Source organism: Microbacterium sp. FW305-3-2-15-F-LB2 (assembly GCF_058787255.1).
Genome location: NZ_JBYSZO010000001.1, coordinates 1,731,912 through 1,745,254, shown reverse-complemented (window position 1 = coordinate 1,745,254; position 13,343 = coordinate 1,731,912). Strand labels below are relative to the sequence as shown.

Annotated in this window: 15 protein-coding genes; 7 read left to right on the top strand and 8 right to left on the bottom strand. The window is 71.3% G+C overall.

Translation table 11 applies throughout. From position 1 onward, the window contains the following. Window positions 1-29 precede the first annotated feature (29 nt). The 3 genes from AC3WLZ_RS08455 to AC3WLZ_RS08445 all read left to right on the top strand — a co-directional run bounded on the left by AC3WLZ_RS08455 (window position 30) and on the right by AC3WLZ_RS08445 (window position 2,141). Complete coding sequence (locus AC3WLZ_RS08455; protein WP_492469730.1) at window positions 30-857, top strand: helix-turn-helix transcriptional regulator; 828 nt, start codon at window positions 30-32, stop codon at window positions 855-857. A gap of 205 nt (window positions 858-1,062) precedes the next feature. Further along, window positions 1,063-1,239: a TFIIB-type zinc ribbon-containing protein gene (locus AC3WLZ_RS08450; protein ID WP_412924543.1), complete on the top strand. Its 177-nt coding sequence runs from the start codon at window positions 1,063-1,065 to the stop codon at window positions 1,237-1,239. Window positions 1,240-1,274: 35 nt separating this feature from the next. Next, complete coding sequence (locus AC3WLZ_RS08445; protein WP_492469729.1) at window positions 1,275-2,141, top strand: zinc-ribbon domain-containing protein; 867 nt, start codon at window positions 1,275-1,277, stop codon at window positions 2,139-2,141. A gap of 14 nt (window positions 2,142-2,155) precedes the next feature. On the opposite strand, the gene AC3WLZ_RS08440 is transcribed toward AC3WLZ_RS08445, so the two are convergent. Both AC3WLZ_RS08440 and AC3WLZ_RS08435 read right to left on the bottom strand, forming a co-directional pair. Beyond that, window positions 2,156-3,178 (bottom strand): CNNM domain-containing protein, encoded by a 1,023-nt coding sequence (locus AC3WLZ_RS08440; protein WP_492469728.1) that lies wholly within the window; start codon window positions 3,176-3,178, stop codon window positions 2,156-2,158. Further along, complete coding sequence (locus AC3WLZ_RS08435; protein ID WP_492469727.1) at window positions 3,175-4,569, bottom strand: hemolysin family protein; 1,395 nt, start codon at window positions 4,567-4,569, stop codon at window positions 3,175-3,177. Before AC3WLZ_RS08435 ends, AC3WLZ_RS08440 begins: the two co-directional genes overlap by 4 nt. 264 nt (window positions 4,570-4,833) lie before the next feature. Here AC3WLZ_RS08435 and AC3WLZ_RS08430 point away from each other — a divergent pair, with 264 nt between their 5' ends. Further along, the gene (locus AC3WLZ_RS08430; protein WP_412924538.1) at window positions 4,834-5,175 is read left to right on the top strand and encodes a DUF7882 family protein; all 342 of its coding nucleotides are present in this window, start codon (window positions 4,834-4,836) and stop codon (window positions 5,173-5,175) included. Here AC3WLZ_RS08430 and AC3WLZ_RS08425 read toward each other — a convergent pair. Beyond that, complete coding sequence (locus AC3WLZ_RS08425) at window positions 5,130-6,599, bottom strand: sensor histidine kinase (protein WP_492469726.1); 1,470 nt, start codon at window positions 6,597-6,599, stop codon at window positions 5,130-5,132. The genes AC3WLZ_RS08430 and AC3WLZ_RS08425 overlap by 46 nt on opposite strands. Further along, the gene (locus tag AC3WLZ_RS08420; protein WP_492469725.1) at window positions 6,596-7,270 is read right to left on the bottom strand and encodes a response regulator transcription factor; all 675 of its coding nucleotides are present in this window, start codon (window positions 7,268-7,270) and stop codon (window positions 6,596-6,598) included. The genes AC3WLZ_RS08425 and AC3WLZ_RS08420 overlap by 4 nt, the downstream gene beginning before the upstream one ends. A gap of 147 nt (window positions 7,271-7,417) precedes the next feature. On the opposite strand from AC3WLZ_RS08420, the gene AC3WLZ_RS08415 reads away from it, so the two are divergent. The 3 genes from AC3WLZ_RS08415 to AC3WLZ_RS08405 all read left to right on the top strand — a co-directional run bounded on the left by AC3WLZ_RS08415 (window position 7,418) and on the right by AC3WLZ_RS08405 (window position 9,620). Then, window positions 7,418-7,960, top strand: coding sequence for a hypothetical protein (locus AC3WLZ_RS08415; protein WP_492469724.1), 543 nt, complete (start codon window positions 7,418-7,420; stop codon window positions 7,958-7,960). 68 nt (window positions 7,961-8,028) lie between these two features. Then, complete coding sequence (locus tag AC3WLZ_RS08410) at window positions 8,029-9,000, top strand: hypothetical protein (protein ID WP_492469723.1); 972 nt, start codon at window positions 8,029-8,031, stop codon at window positions 8,998-9,000. 116 nt (window positions 9,001-9,116) lie between these two features. Continuing rightward, window positions 9,117-9,620, top strand: a complete 504-nt coding sequence (locus tag AC3WLZ_RS08405; protein ID WP_412924533.1) for a DUF3145 domain-containing protein — start codon at window positions 9,117-9,119, stop codon at window positions 9,618-9,620. 143 nt (window positions 9,621-9,763) lie between these two features. Here AC3WLZ_RS08405 and AC3WLZ_RS08400 read toward each other — a convergent pair whose 3' ends face one another. The 4 genes from AC3WLZ_RS08400 to AC3WLZ_RS08385 form a co-directional block, all read right to left on the bottom strand. Beyond that, a complete protein-coding gene (locus AC3WLZ_RS08400; protein ID WP_412924532.1) occupies window positions 9,764-11,002 on the bottom strand; it encodes a beta-ketoacyl-[acyl-carrier-protein] synthase family protein in 1,239 nt (412 codons plus the stop codon). A 66-nt stretch (window positions 11,003-11,068) separates the two neighbouring features. Beyond that, window positions 11,069-11,317, bottom strand: coding sequence for an acyl carrier protein (locus AC3WLZ_RS08395; protein ID WP_022880558.1), 249 nt, complete (start codon window positions 11,315-11,317; stop codon window positions 11,069-11,071). 76 nt (window positions 11,318-11,393) lie between these two features. Further along, window positions 11,394-12,398, bottom strand: coding sequence for a beta-ketoacyl-ACP synthase III (locus AC3WLZ_RS08390; protein ID WP_492469722.1), 1,005 nt, complete (start codon window positions 12,396-12,398; stop codon window positions 11,394-11,396). Continuing rightward, window positions 12,395-13,315 (bottom strand): ACP S-malonyltransferase, encoded by a 921-nt coding sequence (locus AC3WLZ_RS08385; RefSeq protein WP_412924530.1) that lies wholly within the window; start codon window positions 13,313-13,315, stop codon window positions 12,395-12,397. The genes AC3WLZ_RS08390 and AC3WLZ_RS08385 overlap by 4 nt, the downstream gene beginning before the upstream one ends. Window positions 13,316-13,343 lie beyond the last annotated feature (28 nt).

Genomic DNA, 13,343 nt, shown 5'->3' with positions numbered 1-13,343 from the left:
TTTCGGGTAGGACGAGTAGGTTCGAGCGCATGGCGACAGACGGAGAGATCCACGCGAGCCGCACGGCGGCGTCCGAGCACGCCCGCACCGTCGCGGACCAGGCCGACACGCACGCGCTGACGCTCGAATCCCTCCTCGCGGCGCTCCGATCCGGGCGTCTGTCGGACGCGGCCGCCCGCGCCGAAGCCGTCGAGATCGCCTCCGCCGCCCTCATCGAGCTGCGCACCGCGACCGACCGGCAGCGCAGCACCCTGCTCGAGCCGGTGACCGGTGCGTTCTCGCGCCTGCGCGCCGACCTGCGGCCCCTCGTGCGGTTCGGCGAACTCGACGTGCAGTTCGTCGAACCGCCCACCACCGGTCGCGCACTCCCCGGCGACGTCGCGCACAGCGCGCGGGCGATCGTGCGCACCGCCGTGCTGGCGCTCGTCGACGACGGCGAGGCGCGCCGCGTTCGCATCCAGTGGGACTGCGACGGGCGGAATCTCCTTATGCAGCTGCGCGACGACGGAGCCGGCACCCTCGGCGCGCACGACGACGCCGTCCGTCCGATCGCGGAGCGGGTCGTCGCCCTCGAGGGGAACCTCGCGATCGCGTCCACACCGGGATGGGGTTCCACCCTCGACATCTCGCTCCCGCTGGACCCGTCGCCGCGCTCGGCCGAAGCGGCGGCCGACTCCGACCTCACAGAACGCGAACGCGACGTCCTGCGGCTCGTGGCGACCGGCGTGGGCAATCGCGAGATCGCCGAAGGACTCGGCATCAGCGTGAACACCGTCAAGTTCCACGTCGCGAACCTCCTCCGGAAGCACGGCGCCCGCACGCGCGCAGAGCTGGCCGCGGCCGGCGCGCGGGGCTGAGGCGCGGCCGGCGCCCGCCGCCGAGATCACCGCCCTTCGCCGACACGACCCGCCATTCCAGACGAGGGCGGGTCATCTCGGGAAACGCGAGTGATCTCGCGGCCGACGCCCGGGCGGGGGTGCACGACGGGAACACGCCGCGGACCAGGAACGTTCTCGTCGAGGGCACCCGCGATGGGTGGGGCCGGACCCGAGCGGAGTGACCATGAGCTACCCCGACTACCCCGACGACGGCGCGCAGCCGATCTGTCCCTCGTGCGGCATCACGATGCACCCGCTCATCGACGAGGGCATCGACGCCGACGAGTGCCGGGAGTGCGGCTTCCGGCTCGCGTGGGATCGGGCGGATGACGGGGATGCCGCTGACCGCTGGGACGACTGAGACCCGGTGTCGGTGGTCACCGCTACCGTCTTCGCGTGGCGGAGCGAGTCGAAGCGTGGTGGGCCCGGCGGCAGTGGTCGAAGGGTGCTGATGTGCCGTACGCGGTCGGGGCATACCGAGAGGCGTGGGCCGCATTTCCGGCGCTGATCCGTCAGTACCACCCCGACCTCAACGCGGGGATCGCGCTGAGTCAAGTGCCGCCCGCCGCGGACGTGCTGCTGCTGTGGCAGTGCGACTCCGGGCACCGGTTCGCGGCCACACCGACCGAGCAGCGGCTCCGGCCGGGCCGCGAGCGGCGGCGCAGCGCGTGGTGTCCGGAGTGCAGCGAACTCGCCGCGCCGACCCGGGTCGTGGCGTTGCCGATGCGCGAGTCCGTCGACGACCCCTCACCGCCGAAAGCCGCCGTGCTGCGCGCGCGACGGCCGCGCAAGGCCCCGCCGGTGTGCGAGAAGACACCGGAGCTACCCCCCGGTGACGCGTTCGTCTCGGTCTGCGCCCCCCGACCGGCTTCCGCGGTCGAAGACCGCCTCCGCGCAGACCTGCTCGGTCGCTTCGCCCTCACCGAGGGGGTGAACGCGGTCCGCGCGGCCCGGCCGTTCTTCCAGCACCTCGAGATCTGGCCCGACCTCGTGCTCCCCGAGCTGCGCATCGCCGTCGAGTACGACTCGATCGGGCGGCACGGGCTCGAGCACGTCGGCCGACGCGAGCAGGCCGACCGCCGCAAAGACCGGGCCCTCCGCGCCGTCGGCTGGGAGGTCGTCCGCCTGCGCACCGGCAAGCTCGAGCCCCTCGGCCCCCACGATCTGCAGCTCACGGCCTGGAACCGCGGAGCGCTCGACCGGCTGGTCGAGACGTTCCGCGGCATCCGGGGTTCGCTGCTCGTCGACGCGTATCTGCGGTGAGGGGCACGGAGCGCTCAGCGCGCGGCGTCCGCCACCTGTCCCGCCCCGGGCAGGATCCGCGTGAGCAGGTCATCGAGGGTCACGACGCCGAGCAGCCGCTCGCCGTCCACCACCGTCGCCAGCTGCACGCGGCCACGGCGCATGCGGCCGAGAGCGTCGTACGCCGAGGTGTCCGGGGCGAGGGCGAGCGCATCGCGCGCGATCGCCGCCGCGGGCGTCGTGGGTGCTGCGTCGAGCGTGTCGCGGACGTGCGCGACCCGCGCCGAGGCACCGGCTCCGACGAGGATCCGGAGGTGCGTGGATGCCGCGGCCGCCGCCTGCACGTCGGCCGCCGTGGCATCCGCCGAAACCGCCGTCGGCGTCCGGTCGGTGCGGACGATGTCGCCGACCGTGACCGTGCCCATCTCGATGGCCTGGGCGATGGGCCCCGAGTACTGCTCGTCGAGGGTGCCCGCGCGCCGCGAGTGCGCGACGAGCTCGCGGATCGTGTCGGCGTCCTGCCCGCCGGCCGCCGCCTTGTCCACCGGCTCGACGCCGGACGCGCGCACGAGACGGTTCGCGATGCGGTTGATCCACAGAAGGAACGGGCGCAGCGGCCACGTCATCGCGCGGGCCAGGATGCCGGTGGCCTTCGCCGCCGTCTCGGGGTGCGCGATCGCCCACGACTTCGGTGCCATCTCGCCGATGACGAGGTGCAGGAACGTCACGACGATCAGCGCCAGCAGGAAGGCGATCACGTCGGCGAGCACGGCGGGCAGACCCCACTGCGCGAGGACGGGCGCCAGGGCGTAGTCGATCGCCGGCTTCGTGATCGCGCCGAGCAGGAACGTGCAGGCCGTGATTCCGAGCTGCGCGAACGCGAGCATGACCGTCAGCTCATTGACTCCTCGCAGGGCCGCACGCGCGGAGGCGCTGGTCGCTGCCTCCTCTTCCAGCCGGTGACGGCGGGCGGCGAGCAGCGCGAACTCGACGATGACGAAGAACGCGCTCGCGACGATGAGCGCCGCGGTGATCAGGGTGACGACCCACCAGCTCATCGGGCCACCTCCTCATCGGCGGCTTCGACCGGGTCGGCATCCCGGTCCCTCTCGCGCAGACGCACGACGAGCTGCGACGGGACGTGCCGGTCGACCTCGATGACCTCGATGTCGAGCCAGCGATCCACGTGCATTCCCTGGACCACCTCGCCGGCCCGTTCGGGCAGGTCGACCCGAACGACCGCACCGACGACGGGGAGGTCGCCGTGGGTGTCGATCACGAGGCCGGCGGCGGTCTCGACGTCGCCGTCCGCGAGGTCGTACCCGATCAGTCGTTCCAGTTCGTCGAGGTGCAGGTCACCGGGAACGGTCCACGCGGCCTCGCCCATGGAGGCCACCTCGTCGACCTCGACGTCGTGCTCATCGGACAGCTCGCCGATCACTTCCTCCGTGAGATCTTCGATCGTCAGGATGCCATCGAAGTTGCCGTACTCGTCCACCACGCACGCGAGCTCGTTACGGCTGCGGCGCATGCGGTCGAGGGCGACGGGCAGAAGCATCGACGTCGGAAGGACGACGGCCGGACGCATGACCGACGACACCGGGGTATCGGCATCCGGCTTCTCGCGGAGGACGTCGATGAGCTCCACGACTCCCACGGGGGAGTCTTCGTCACCGATCACGGGGTAGCGCGTGTGCCCGGTGGCCATGAGCGTCCGCACCTCGCCGACGGTGGTGTCGGGACGGACCGAGTCGACGTGCGACCGGGGGATCATGGCGTGTTCGACGTCCCGCCGGGGGAAGTCGAGGATGCGGTCGATGATCATCGAGAGGTCGTCGGGCAGGTCGCCGCTCGCGCGGGATTCCTCGACGATCGCTTCCAGATCGCGCGCGGTCGCGCTCTCGTCGACGTCTTCCAGCGGCTCGATGCGCGCCAGGCGCAGCAGCGCGTTGGCGGCGACGTCGAAGACGGTGATCAGCCAGCCGAAGGCGAGCAGGTAGATGCGGGTGGGCACCGCGAGCGCCCGGGCGAGCGGCTCGGGGTTCGCGATGGCGAGGTTCTTCGGGTACAGCTCACCGAAGATCATCGTCACGATGGTCGCGAGCAGAAGCGCCGCGACCGTCCCGATCGCGATCGACACGCCGGGGTCGACGCCCGCGCCGCCGAGCAGGGTCCCGATGGAGGCCCCGATGAGCGGCTCGGCCACGTAGCCGATCAGAAGGCCCGTGACGGTGATGCCCAGCTGCGCGCCCGACAGCATGAACGACGTGCGCTGGGTGATCGCGAGCACACGCTTCGCCTGCACGTCGCCCTTCTCGGCGCGCGCCGCCAAGCGCGCCCGATCGACGGACATGTACGCGAACTCCTGTGCGACGAAGAAGCCGCAGGCGGCGATGATCGCCAGCGTCACGACGACGCCGACAAGCAGCGTCAGGACAGCAGCGAGCATCGGATCTCACCCCCTCTCGAAACGAGGGGGCTCGAAGATCGGCCCTCCTGGTCGGGGGAGGTGCGGGGATGGCTCACGGGGGATTCTCTCTCGTGGGTCGTCGATGGTGAGGAGAACCGTATCCGCCGTCGCTTGGAAAGCGCTGAGGCCGTTCTCGAACGCTTCGGGATGGCACAATGGTTGTCCCCGCATTGCCTCGCTTCCCGGCGTGGTCCCGCCCTCTGCTCAACCGGTACGCTTCGGCGCGCCAGAAAAGGACCTGCCGTGGGACGCCTCATTTATCGCGACCGTGCGACGTTCGACATCGATGACCGACTGCTCGCGCACCTGCGCATCGTGATCATGAACAAGCTGCGCCGCAACGAGGGCTTCATGCTCCAACTGCCCGTGAACGAGGGGGTGCGTCAGGCCAGTCTGTGGATCCACGCCTCGAACGCGCTCGTGCTGCAGTTCTACGGCGGACGGGAACCGGCGATCGACCGCGAGCTCGTCGATCAGATGATGCACGACGCCAGCGGCGCCGACGGCTTGACGCTGACCGGGTCGGGCGTCGCCTCGCCTCAGACCACGCCCGTCCGTCCCACACCCGCGCGCCCGGGGCGCTGAGCCGGGCGGATCGCTGACCGCGGGAGCCGGAGCATGAACAGTGCTCCGCTCTCGGCGGGCACGCACGCCACGTCGCCCCCGTGCGCACGGGCGATGCCGCGCGCGATCGACAGGCCGAGTCCGACGCCACCGGAACCTCCGCGGGACGGGTCGAGCCGGACGAGGCGATCGAAGATCCGCTCGCGCTCGCTCGCGGCGACACCGGGGCCGTCGTCGTGCACGCGCACCTCGAGGTCGTTCCCGGACGAGTGGATGCCGAGCACCACACGTCCGCGTCCCCCGGTGACGCGCGCGGCGTTCTCGACGAGGTTCGACAGCACCTGCGCGATTCGGTCCCGATCGATCGTCACGATCGCCGCGGCATCCGGGAGATCCGTTCGCACCGTCAGCTCAGGATGGACGAGACGCGCCCGGTCGACCTCGGCGGCCACGACGTCACGCAGATCGGTGTCCGCGACCGACAGCTCGAGACCCCGATCGACGCGAGCCATGAGGAGCAGATCGTCGACAAGGCGCGACGCGCGCGTCGCCTCGCGCACCACGTGACCGGCGAGCATCTCTCGCTCCGGGCCGTCGAGTTCGGCGCGCACGAGGGTGTCGGCGGCGGCCCGGATGCCGGCGACCGGCGTTCGGAGTTCGTGTGCGGCGTCGGAAAGAAACGCTCGCAGGCGCTCCTCCGCGGCCCGCGCCGCGACTTCGGCACCGACCACGTCGTCGAGCATGTCGTCCAGGGCCGTGGCGACGCGTCCGATCTCGGTGTCGGGATGGGTCGGCCGGAGGCGCCGATCCCGCTCCCCGGCTCCGATCGCGCGCGCGACGTCGGACACCTCGTCGAGCGGACGCAGCGTCGCGCGCACCACGAGGATGACCGCGCCCGCCGCGAGAAGCAGCACGATGACGGACGCGCCCGCCATGATCCAGCGCACCTGTCCGAGCGTTTCGCCGACGCCCGCGGCGGACGCGGTGAGCGTCAGCGTCGATCCGTCACTGAGTGTCGACCGCAGGGTCACGAGGTCGGCGTCGCCGCTGAGCTCGGAGGCCGTGACCGTCACGGCGCCCGGCGTCGCCGTCGCCGGGGTCTCGTTGCCGCGCGGACCACCCGGCGGGCCCGCCGGACCCCCGCGAAGCTGCTCGGGACTCGGACCCGCGACAACCGAATCGCCGCCGGCCTCGTCGATGCGCACCGCCAACCCTTGAGCCGAGAGGCGATCGGCGAGCTCCGTGGCATCCACGATCCCCACCAGCGACGCGGTCGCGGCCGTGCGGTCCCGGAGGCGGTCCTCGATCTGCCCGCGTAGGCGAGCGCCGAGGGCCACATCGACGATGACGGCGAGCACGACCAGCAGCAGCGCCACCAGCGTCAGCACTGAGACGATCGTCCGCCGCCGCAGCGACCCCGATCGCAGCGCCCGCGTCGCGCTCACGCGCGCTCGCTCAGCCGGTAGCCGAGCCCGCGCACGGTATGGACCAGGCGTTCCCCGTGCGCCTCCATTTTGCGACGCAGCGCGCTCATGTGCACCTCGACCAGGTTGACGTCGTAGTCCTCGTACCCCCATACCTGCGTGAGGATCTGCGTCTTCGACAGCGTCCGCCCCCGGCTCTCGACAAGCAGGCGCAGCAGACGGAACTCTGTCGCCGTGAGATCGAGCAGCGCTCCCGCCCGGTGCGCGGTGGCGGCATCGGCATCCACGACGAGGTCCGCGACGGCGACGGTCTGCGGGAGCCGCCCGCGTCGGCGGAGCACGGCGCTCGCCCGCGCCACGAGCTCCGCCATCGTGAACGGCTTCACCACGTAGTCGTCCGCGCCCTCGGCGAACCCGCGCAGCCGATCGTCCACCTCGTCCCGCGCGGTGAGCATGATCACGGCGGTGTCACCCGCCGCACGGATCACCGGGAGCAGACGGATGCCACTCGGCCCGGGCATCATCCAGTCCAGCACCACCAGGTCGGGACGGAACCGGTCGAGGCGATCCGGGAGGTCGGTTCCGTCGGGCGCGCCCTCGGCGACGAACCCGTCCGCGCGCAGCGCGAGGACGACGGCGAGACGGATGGTCTCGTCGTCGTCGAGGACGAGGACGCGTGCCGGGGCGGACATCCGGCCGACGATACGAGCGCACACTGGATGCCACTTATGCGAACGGTAGGTGTTCGCCCGCGTCCCGACCGCTTCAGGTCGGCTTCAGTTCCGGTTCCGAGGCTGATCTGCAGACGCCGACGACACTCGCCGGCACGAGAGGAACCCATGTCCGAGGACGACAACCCCACCCTGCCCCTGCCCCGACACGACGAGCCGAACCCGGAACCGCCTCGTCGGTCGTGGGTACGACCGGCCGTGATCACCGCCGCGGTGGTCGCCGCGCTCGGGCTCACCGGGGGCACGGCGGCGCTGGCCGCGCAGTCGAACACCGCCACCACGGTGGCCGCCGCGACGAACGCCCCGAGCGCCGACGGCGCCGCCACGGGTCCGGGCACCGTCGCTCCCAGCGCCGCCCCGACCGACACGCCGACGCCCCCGAGTGACGGCGCCGCATCGACGCCCCCGGCGGACGGGACGGCTCCGGCCGCACCGGAGAACGGGCCGACGTCGGCGGACTGCGGCCCGGGCGGAGCACCGGCGCACCCCGGGGGCCCCGGCGCGGATGGGCACACACCGCCCGCCCCGCCCGCCGACGGTACCGCGCCCACGCCGCCCACCCCGCCCACCGACGGCACCGCGCCCACGCCGCCCGCCCCCGGCGACGCGCCCACGCCGGGTGCCACTCCGCCCGCGTCGACCGGCAGCTGAGCCCGCGCGAGCCGCGCCGCGCCGACCGCGTCCAGCACGCGGTCAGCGCGGTGCGGCACGATCGATGCATGGCGAAGCAGGGGAACGGAGGTCGCCGCGTCACCCCGTCGGCCAATGCCCGCTCCCGAACACCCCGGCCACGCCCCGCGGAAGCCCGATCCGCAACCAGGCGCCCCGCCGCTCGCCGCCCTCGACGCACCCCCGCCCGCGCGCGCCAGCTTCGCCGCCGGCGGATCGTCTTCGGCATCCTCGCCACCGTCGTGGTCGGGCTGATCGTGACGGCGACCGTCCCGCTCGTACACCTCGTCTCCGAGTGGAACGTCGAGACCCGAAAGGCGTCCATCGATCTCGCCGAATTCGACCCCGGGTTCCTCATCGACGACGCGGACTTCTACGACGGGAACGCGATGGATGCCGACGGCATCCAGCGCTTCCTCGACGACCAGATCGACGAGTGCGCCAACGACTCCTGCCTCAACGTGCTTCGCGCAGAGCTTCCAGCGCGCGAGGCCATCGTGTCGAAGGACACCGGCGAGACGATCTGCGAGGCGTACGACGGCGGCGAGCTCACGGCGGCGCAGATCATCGACCGCGTGCAGCGCGCCTGCGGCATCTCCGCGAAAGTGCTGCTGGTGACGCTGCAGAAGGAGCAGAGCCTCGTGTCGGGTCGCGCGGCCCGTGCCCCGTCGTCCGAAGCCCTGGGGGCCGCGATGGGCGCGCGGTGTCCCGACGACGCCCCCTGCGATCCCGGTCGCGCCGGCTTCGCCGCGCAGATCGCGCAGGGCGCGACCGACCTCAAGGCGTACCGAGCGTCGCAGTTCATGCGGCAGCCCGGCACCCACTACATCGCGTACTCGCCGAACCCCGACTGCGGCGGAACCGACATCGAGATCCGCAACCACGCCACCGCCGCCCTGTACAACTACACGCCCTACCAGCCGAACGCCGCGGCGATCGCGGCTCGATGGGACACGGGGGACTCCTGTTCCTCCTACGGCAACCGCAATTTCGCGCTGTATTGGAAGCTCTGGTTCTCGTGAGGAATCACAGTGTTGTGATTTCGTTATGAAGCGGAGATAATGACCGAGACAACCGAACAGCCGCCACCGCTCTCGCGCAGGTCGTAGGGGAAGACGTACCTGACGAAGGAGAGACCATGGCGACCACGTCTTCGCGCGGAGTGATCCTCATCCACTCGGCGCCGCGCGCGTTGTGCCCCCACCTGGAGTGGGCGGTAGGACGCGCTCTCGGCCGTGCGGTCAACTTCGACTGGGCGGATCAGCCGGTGCTCACCGGAAGCCGACGCGCCGAGTTCTACTGGGAGGGACCGGTCGGGACCGGCGCCGCCCTCGCGAGTGCGATCCGCGGCTGGGAGCACCTCCGCTTCGAAGTCAGCGAGGACCCCACGCCCCGCAGCGATGGCGGGCGCTGGATGCACACGCCGGGGCTCGGCATCCACTACGCCCAGACGGACTCGGCCGGCAACATCCTCATCGGCGAGGAGCGCGTGCGCTACGCGATGGATATCGCCGCCGGGGACGCCTTCGAACTTCAGCGCGAGCTCCACGTCGCCCTGGGCTCCGCCTGGGACGAAGAGCTCGAGCCCTTCCGCCACGCCGGCGAGGACCAGCACGTGGTCTGGTTGCACAAGGTCGGCTGAGAGATGTCGGGTGGGGGAGGCGCCACTACCGGAGGCCGGTGAACAATCCCGGCACCGGGACCGCGTATCCCCTCCCGATGACACACCGAACGCCCCCGTCATCCCCGTAGCAGTCGGGGGATGCCGGGGGCGTTCGGCCGTGGTCAGACGGAAGCGATCGCGACGACGGCGTTGTGACCGCCGAAGCCGAACGAGTTGCTGATGGCGAGCTGGTCGCCGGAGCCGAGCTCGACGGGCGAACCCGAGATGGCGAACGGCACCTCCGGGTCTTGCTCGGTGAGGTTGATGGTGGGCGGGGCGACGCGGTTCTGCAGCGCCAGCACCGTGAAGATGGCCTCGAGGGCGCCGGTGCCTCCGAGGAGGTGACCCGTGGATGCCTTCGTCGCCGACACCGGGATCTCGTCGACGCGGGCACCGAACACGGCGCGCAGCGCCTGGTACTCGTTCGGGTCACCGACGGGGGTCGAGGTGGCGTGGGCGTTGATGTGGGTGACGTCGTCGACCGACACACCTGCCATGTCGAGCGCGAGGCGGACGGCACGGGCGGCACCGCGACCCTCGGGGTCGTTGGCGGTGATGTGGTACGAGTCGGCCGTCACGCCGCCGCCGACGATCGACGCGTAGATCTTCGCGCCGCGGGCCTTCGCGTGCTCCTCGGTCTCGAGGATCAGAACGCCGGCACCCTCGCCCATGACGAACCCGTCACGGTCGATGCTGCCGGGGCGCGACGCGGTCTCGGGGGAGTCGTTGCGCTTGGACAACGCCTGCATCGACGCGAACGATGCGATCGTGATCGGGTGGATCGCCGATTCGGTACCGCCGGCGATCACGACGTCGGCGAGCCCGTCGCGGATGTGCTGCACGGCGTTCACGATCGACTCGGTGCTCGACGCACACGCCGACGCCACGGTCCGGGCGAAGGCGCGGGCATTGAAGTGCAGCGAGAGGTTGCCGGCTGCGGCGTTGGGCATGAGCATCGGCACCGTCATCGGCATGACGCGTCGCGGACCCTTTTCGCGCAGGGTGTCCCACGCGTCGAGGAGCGTCCACACGCCACCGATGCCGGTCGCGAAGTCGACGCCGAGCCGGTCGGGATCGATGTCGGGGCTGCCCGCGTCCTCCCACGCCTCCTTGGCCGCGACCATCGCGAGCTGCGACGACGGGTCGAGGCGCTTGGCGACGGGACGCTCGAGGACGGTCTCGGGCCGCACGAGCGCCTCAGCCGCGAACGTGACGGGCAGCTGGTACTCCTCGACCCAGTCGTGCTCGAGGGTGCGCGCGCCGGAGGCACCGGACAGCAGTGCGTCCCAGCTCTCGGGGGCCGTCCCGCCGATGGGCGAGGTGGCACCGATACCGGTGACGACGATGCGGGATGTGCTCATGGTGTGATCCTTGGTGCGGCCGGGAAGGGTCGTGACCGGTGGGGGCCGGAGCCCCCACCGGGAGGGTCAGGACTGGTTCGACGTGATGAACGTGACGGCGTCACCGACGGTCTTGAGGTTCTTGACCTCGTCGTCGGGGATGGTCACGCCGAACTTCTCTTCGGCGTTGACGACGATCGTCATCATCGAGATCGAGTCGATGTCGAGGTCGTCGGTGAACGACTTCTCGAGGGCGACCTCGTCGGCCGAGATGCCGGTCTCGTCGGTGATGAGCTCGGCAAGGCCGGCCAGAACCTCGTCGTTGGTGAATGCCATGATTTCTCCTGTTGTTGGGGGCGGGCCCGGGGAGTCGTCCCGAGCCCCGATCAGTCTAGGGTTCGACGCTCGCGCGTCAGGGGAGGACGACGACCTGCGCGCCGAAGACGAGACCGGCACCGAAGCCGATCTGCAGAGCGAGGCCGCCACTGAGCTCGGGGTGCTCCTCGAGCAGGCGGTGGGTGGCGAGCGGGATCGACGCGGCCGAGGTGTTCCCGGTGGTCTCGATGTCGCGACCGATCACCACGGTCTCGGGCAGACCCAGCTGCTTGGCGAACTCGTCGATGATGCGCATGTTCGCCTGGTGCGGCACGAACGCCGCCAGGTCGGAGGGCTGGATGCCGGCGGCCTCGATGGCCTGCCGAGCGACCTTCACCATCTCCCAGACGGCCCACCGGAACACGGTGGGTCCTTCCTGGCGGAGGGTCGGCCACGGGGCGACGCCGTCGCGGAACTCGGTGAGCGTGTGGTTCATGCCCACCGCGTCGGCCTTCGAGCCGTCCGAGCCCCAGATGGTGGGACCGATGCCGGGGGTGTCGCTCGGGCCGATGACGACGGCACCGGCACCGTCTCCCAGGAGGAACGAGATGCTGCGGTCGGTCGGGTCGACGACGTCGCTGAGCTTCTCGGCACCCACCACGACGACGTGTTTCGCGAGCCCGCCCCGGATGAGGGCGTCGGCCTGGGCAACCCCGTAGGCGAAGCCGGCGCACGCGGCGTTCACGTCGTAGGCGGCGGCGGGGTTGGCTCCGATGCGATCGGCGACGATCGCCGACGCCGAGGGAGTCTGCTTGGGATTGCTGATCGTCGCGACGATGACGGCGTCGATCTCGCTCGGGGCGACCCCGGACTTCTCGACCGCTTCGCGGGCGGCGTCGGATGCCAGGTCGATGGCATCCGTGTCCTTGTCGGCGCGAACACGCGTCACGATTCCGGTGCGCTGGCGGATCCACTCGTCGCTGGAGTCGATCGGACCCACCAGATCGTCGTTGGGGACGTAGTTCTCGCCGCGGGCGGCTCCGTACGAGTAGATGCGCGTGTGGGCGGGGCCCTGGAGCTGACGGAGGGTGGGGGTGCTCATGCCTGCTCTCCCTTCAGGAGTGCGACGGCCGCGTCGAGGTCGTCCGGAGTCTTGACTGCCACGGTCGGGGTGCCGCGCAGAGCGCGCTTCGCCAGGCCCGTGAGGGCGCCGGCCGGCGCGAGTTCGATGATGCCGGTCACGCCGTGCTCGGCGAAAGACGCCATGCTGCGGTCCCAGCGCACCGGGGACGCGACCTGGGAGACCACGAGGTCGACGGCGCGGCGGCCGTCGTTGACGACCGAGCCGTCCGAGTTGGTCCATAGCGTCGTCTGCGGCGGGGAGGCCGGAACGTCGGCCGCGGCCACGCGAAGCGTCTCGACGGCGGGCTCCATGAACCGCGTGTGGAAGGCACCGGCCACCTGCAACGGAATCACGCGCGATCCGCGTGGGGCCTCGGCGGCGAGCTCGGCGAGGGCCGACAGCTCACCGGCTGCGACGATCTGGCCGCCGCCGTTGTAGTTGGCGGGCGTCAGCCCCAGCTCCGCCAGGCGGTCGAGTACCGTCTGCTCGTCACCGCCGACCACGGCGCTCATGCCGGTCTCGACGGTCGCCGCGGCCTCGGCCATCGCGCGACCGCGGATTCCGACGAGCCGCAGCGCGTCGGCCTCGGACAGGACACCGGATGCCGCCAGCGCGGCGAACTCGCCCACCGAGTGTCCCGCGACGCCGTCGGCACCCTGGCCGGCGCGGTCGCGCAGAACGCTCCACGACACCAGGCTCGCGGCCACGATCAACGGCTGCGCGACGCTCGTGTCGCGGATCCGGTCGGCGTCCCAGTCCGTGCCGGCGGCGAGGAGGTCGACACCGGCGTGCTCGGAAGCTTCGGCAAGACGCTCACGCGTCCCGTCGATCTCGAGCCAGGGCGAGAGGAACCCGGGGGTTTGAGAGCCCTGACCGGGGAAGACGGCGATGATCACCGTCCCATCCTGCCAAGGATCCGGCGGG

Excerpts from the sequence above, each read along its gene's own strand:
- AC3WLZ_RS08455 (WP_492469730.1), top strand. The coding sequence starts at position 30 with ATGGCGACAGACGGAGAGATCCACGCGAGCCGCACGGCGGCGTCCGAG.
- AC3WLZ_RS08450 (WP_412924543.1), top strand. The coding sequence starts at position 1,063 with ATGAGCTACCCCGACTACCCCGACGACGGCGCGCAGCCGATCTGTCCC.
- AC3WLZ_RS08440 (WP_492469728.1), bottom strand. The coding sequence starts at position 3,178 with ATGAGCTGGTGGGTCGTCACCCTGATCACCGCGGCGCTCATCGTCGCG.
- AC3WLZ_RS08435 (WP_492469727.1), bottom strand. The coding sequence starts at position 4,569 with ATGCTCGCTGCTGTCCTGACGCTGCTTGTCGGCGTCGTCGTGACGCTG.
- AC3WLZ_RS08420 (WP_492469725.1), bottom strand. The coding sequence starts at position 7,270 with ATGTCCGCCCCGGCACGCGTCCTCGTCCTCGACGACGACGAGACCATC.
- AC3WLZ_RS08415 (WP_492469724.1), top strand. The coding sequence starts at position 7,418 with ATGTCCGAGGACGACAACCCCACCCTGCCCCTGCCCCGACACGACGAG.
- AC3WLZ_RS08410 (WP_492469723.1), top strand. The coding sequence starts at position 8,029 with ATGGCGAAGCAGGGGAACGGAGGTCGCCGCGTCACCCCGTCGGCCAAT.
- AC3WLZ_RS08405 (WP_412924533.1), top strand. The coding sequence starts at position 9,117 with ATGGCGACCACGTCTTCGCGCGGAGTGATCCTCATCCACTCGGCGCCG.
- AC3WLZ_RS08400 (WP_412924532.1), bottom strand. The coding sequence starts at position 11,002 with ATGAGCACATCCCGCATCGTCGTCACCGGTATCGGTGCCACCTCGCCC.
- AC3WLZ_RS08395 (WP_022880558.1), bottom strand. The coding sequence starts at position 11,317 with ATGGCATTCACCAACGACGAGGTTCTGGCCGGCCTTGCCGAGCTCATC.
- AC3WLZ_RS08390 (WP_492469722.1), bottom strand. The coding sequence starts at position 12,398 with ATGAGCACCCCCACCCTCCGTCAGCTCCAGGGCCCCGCCCACACGCGC.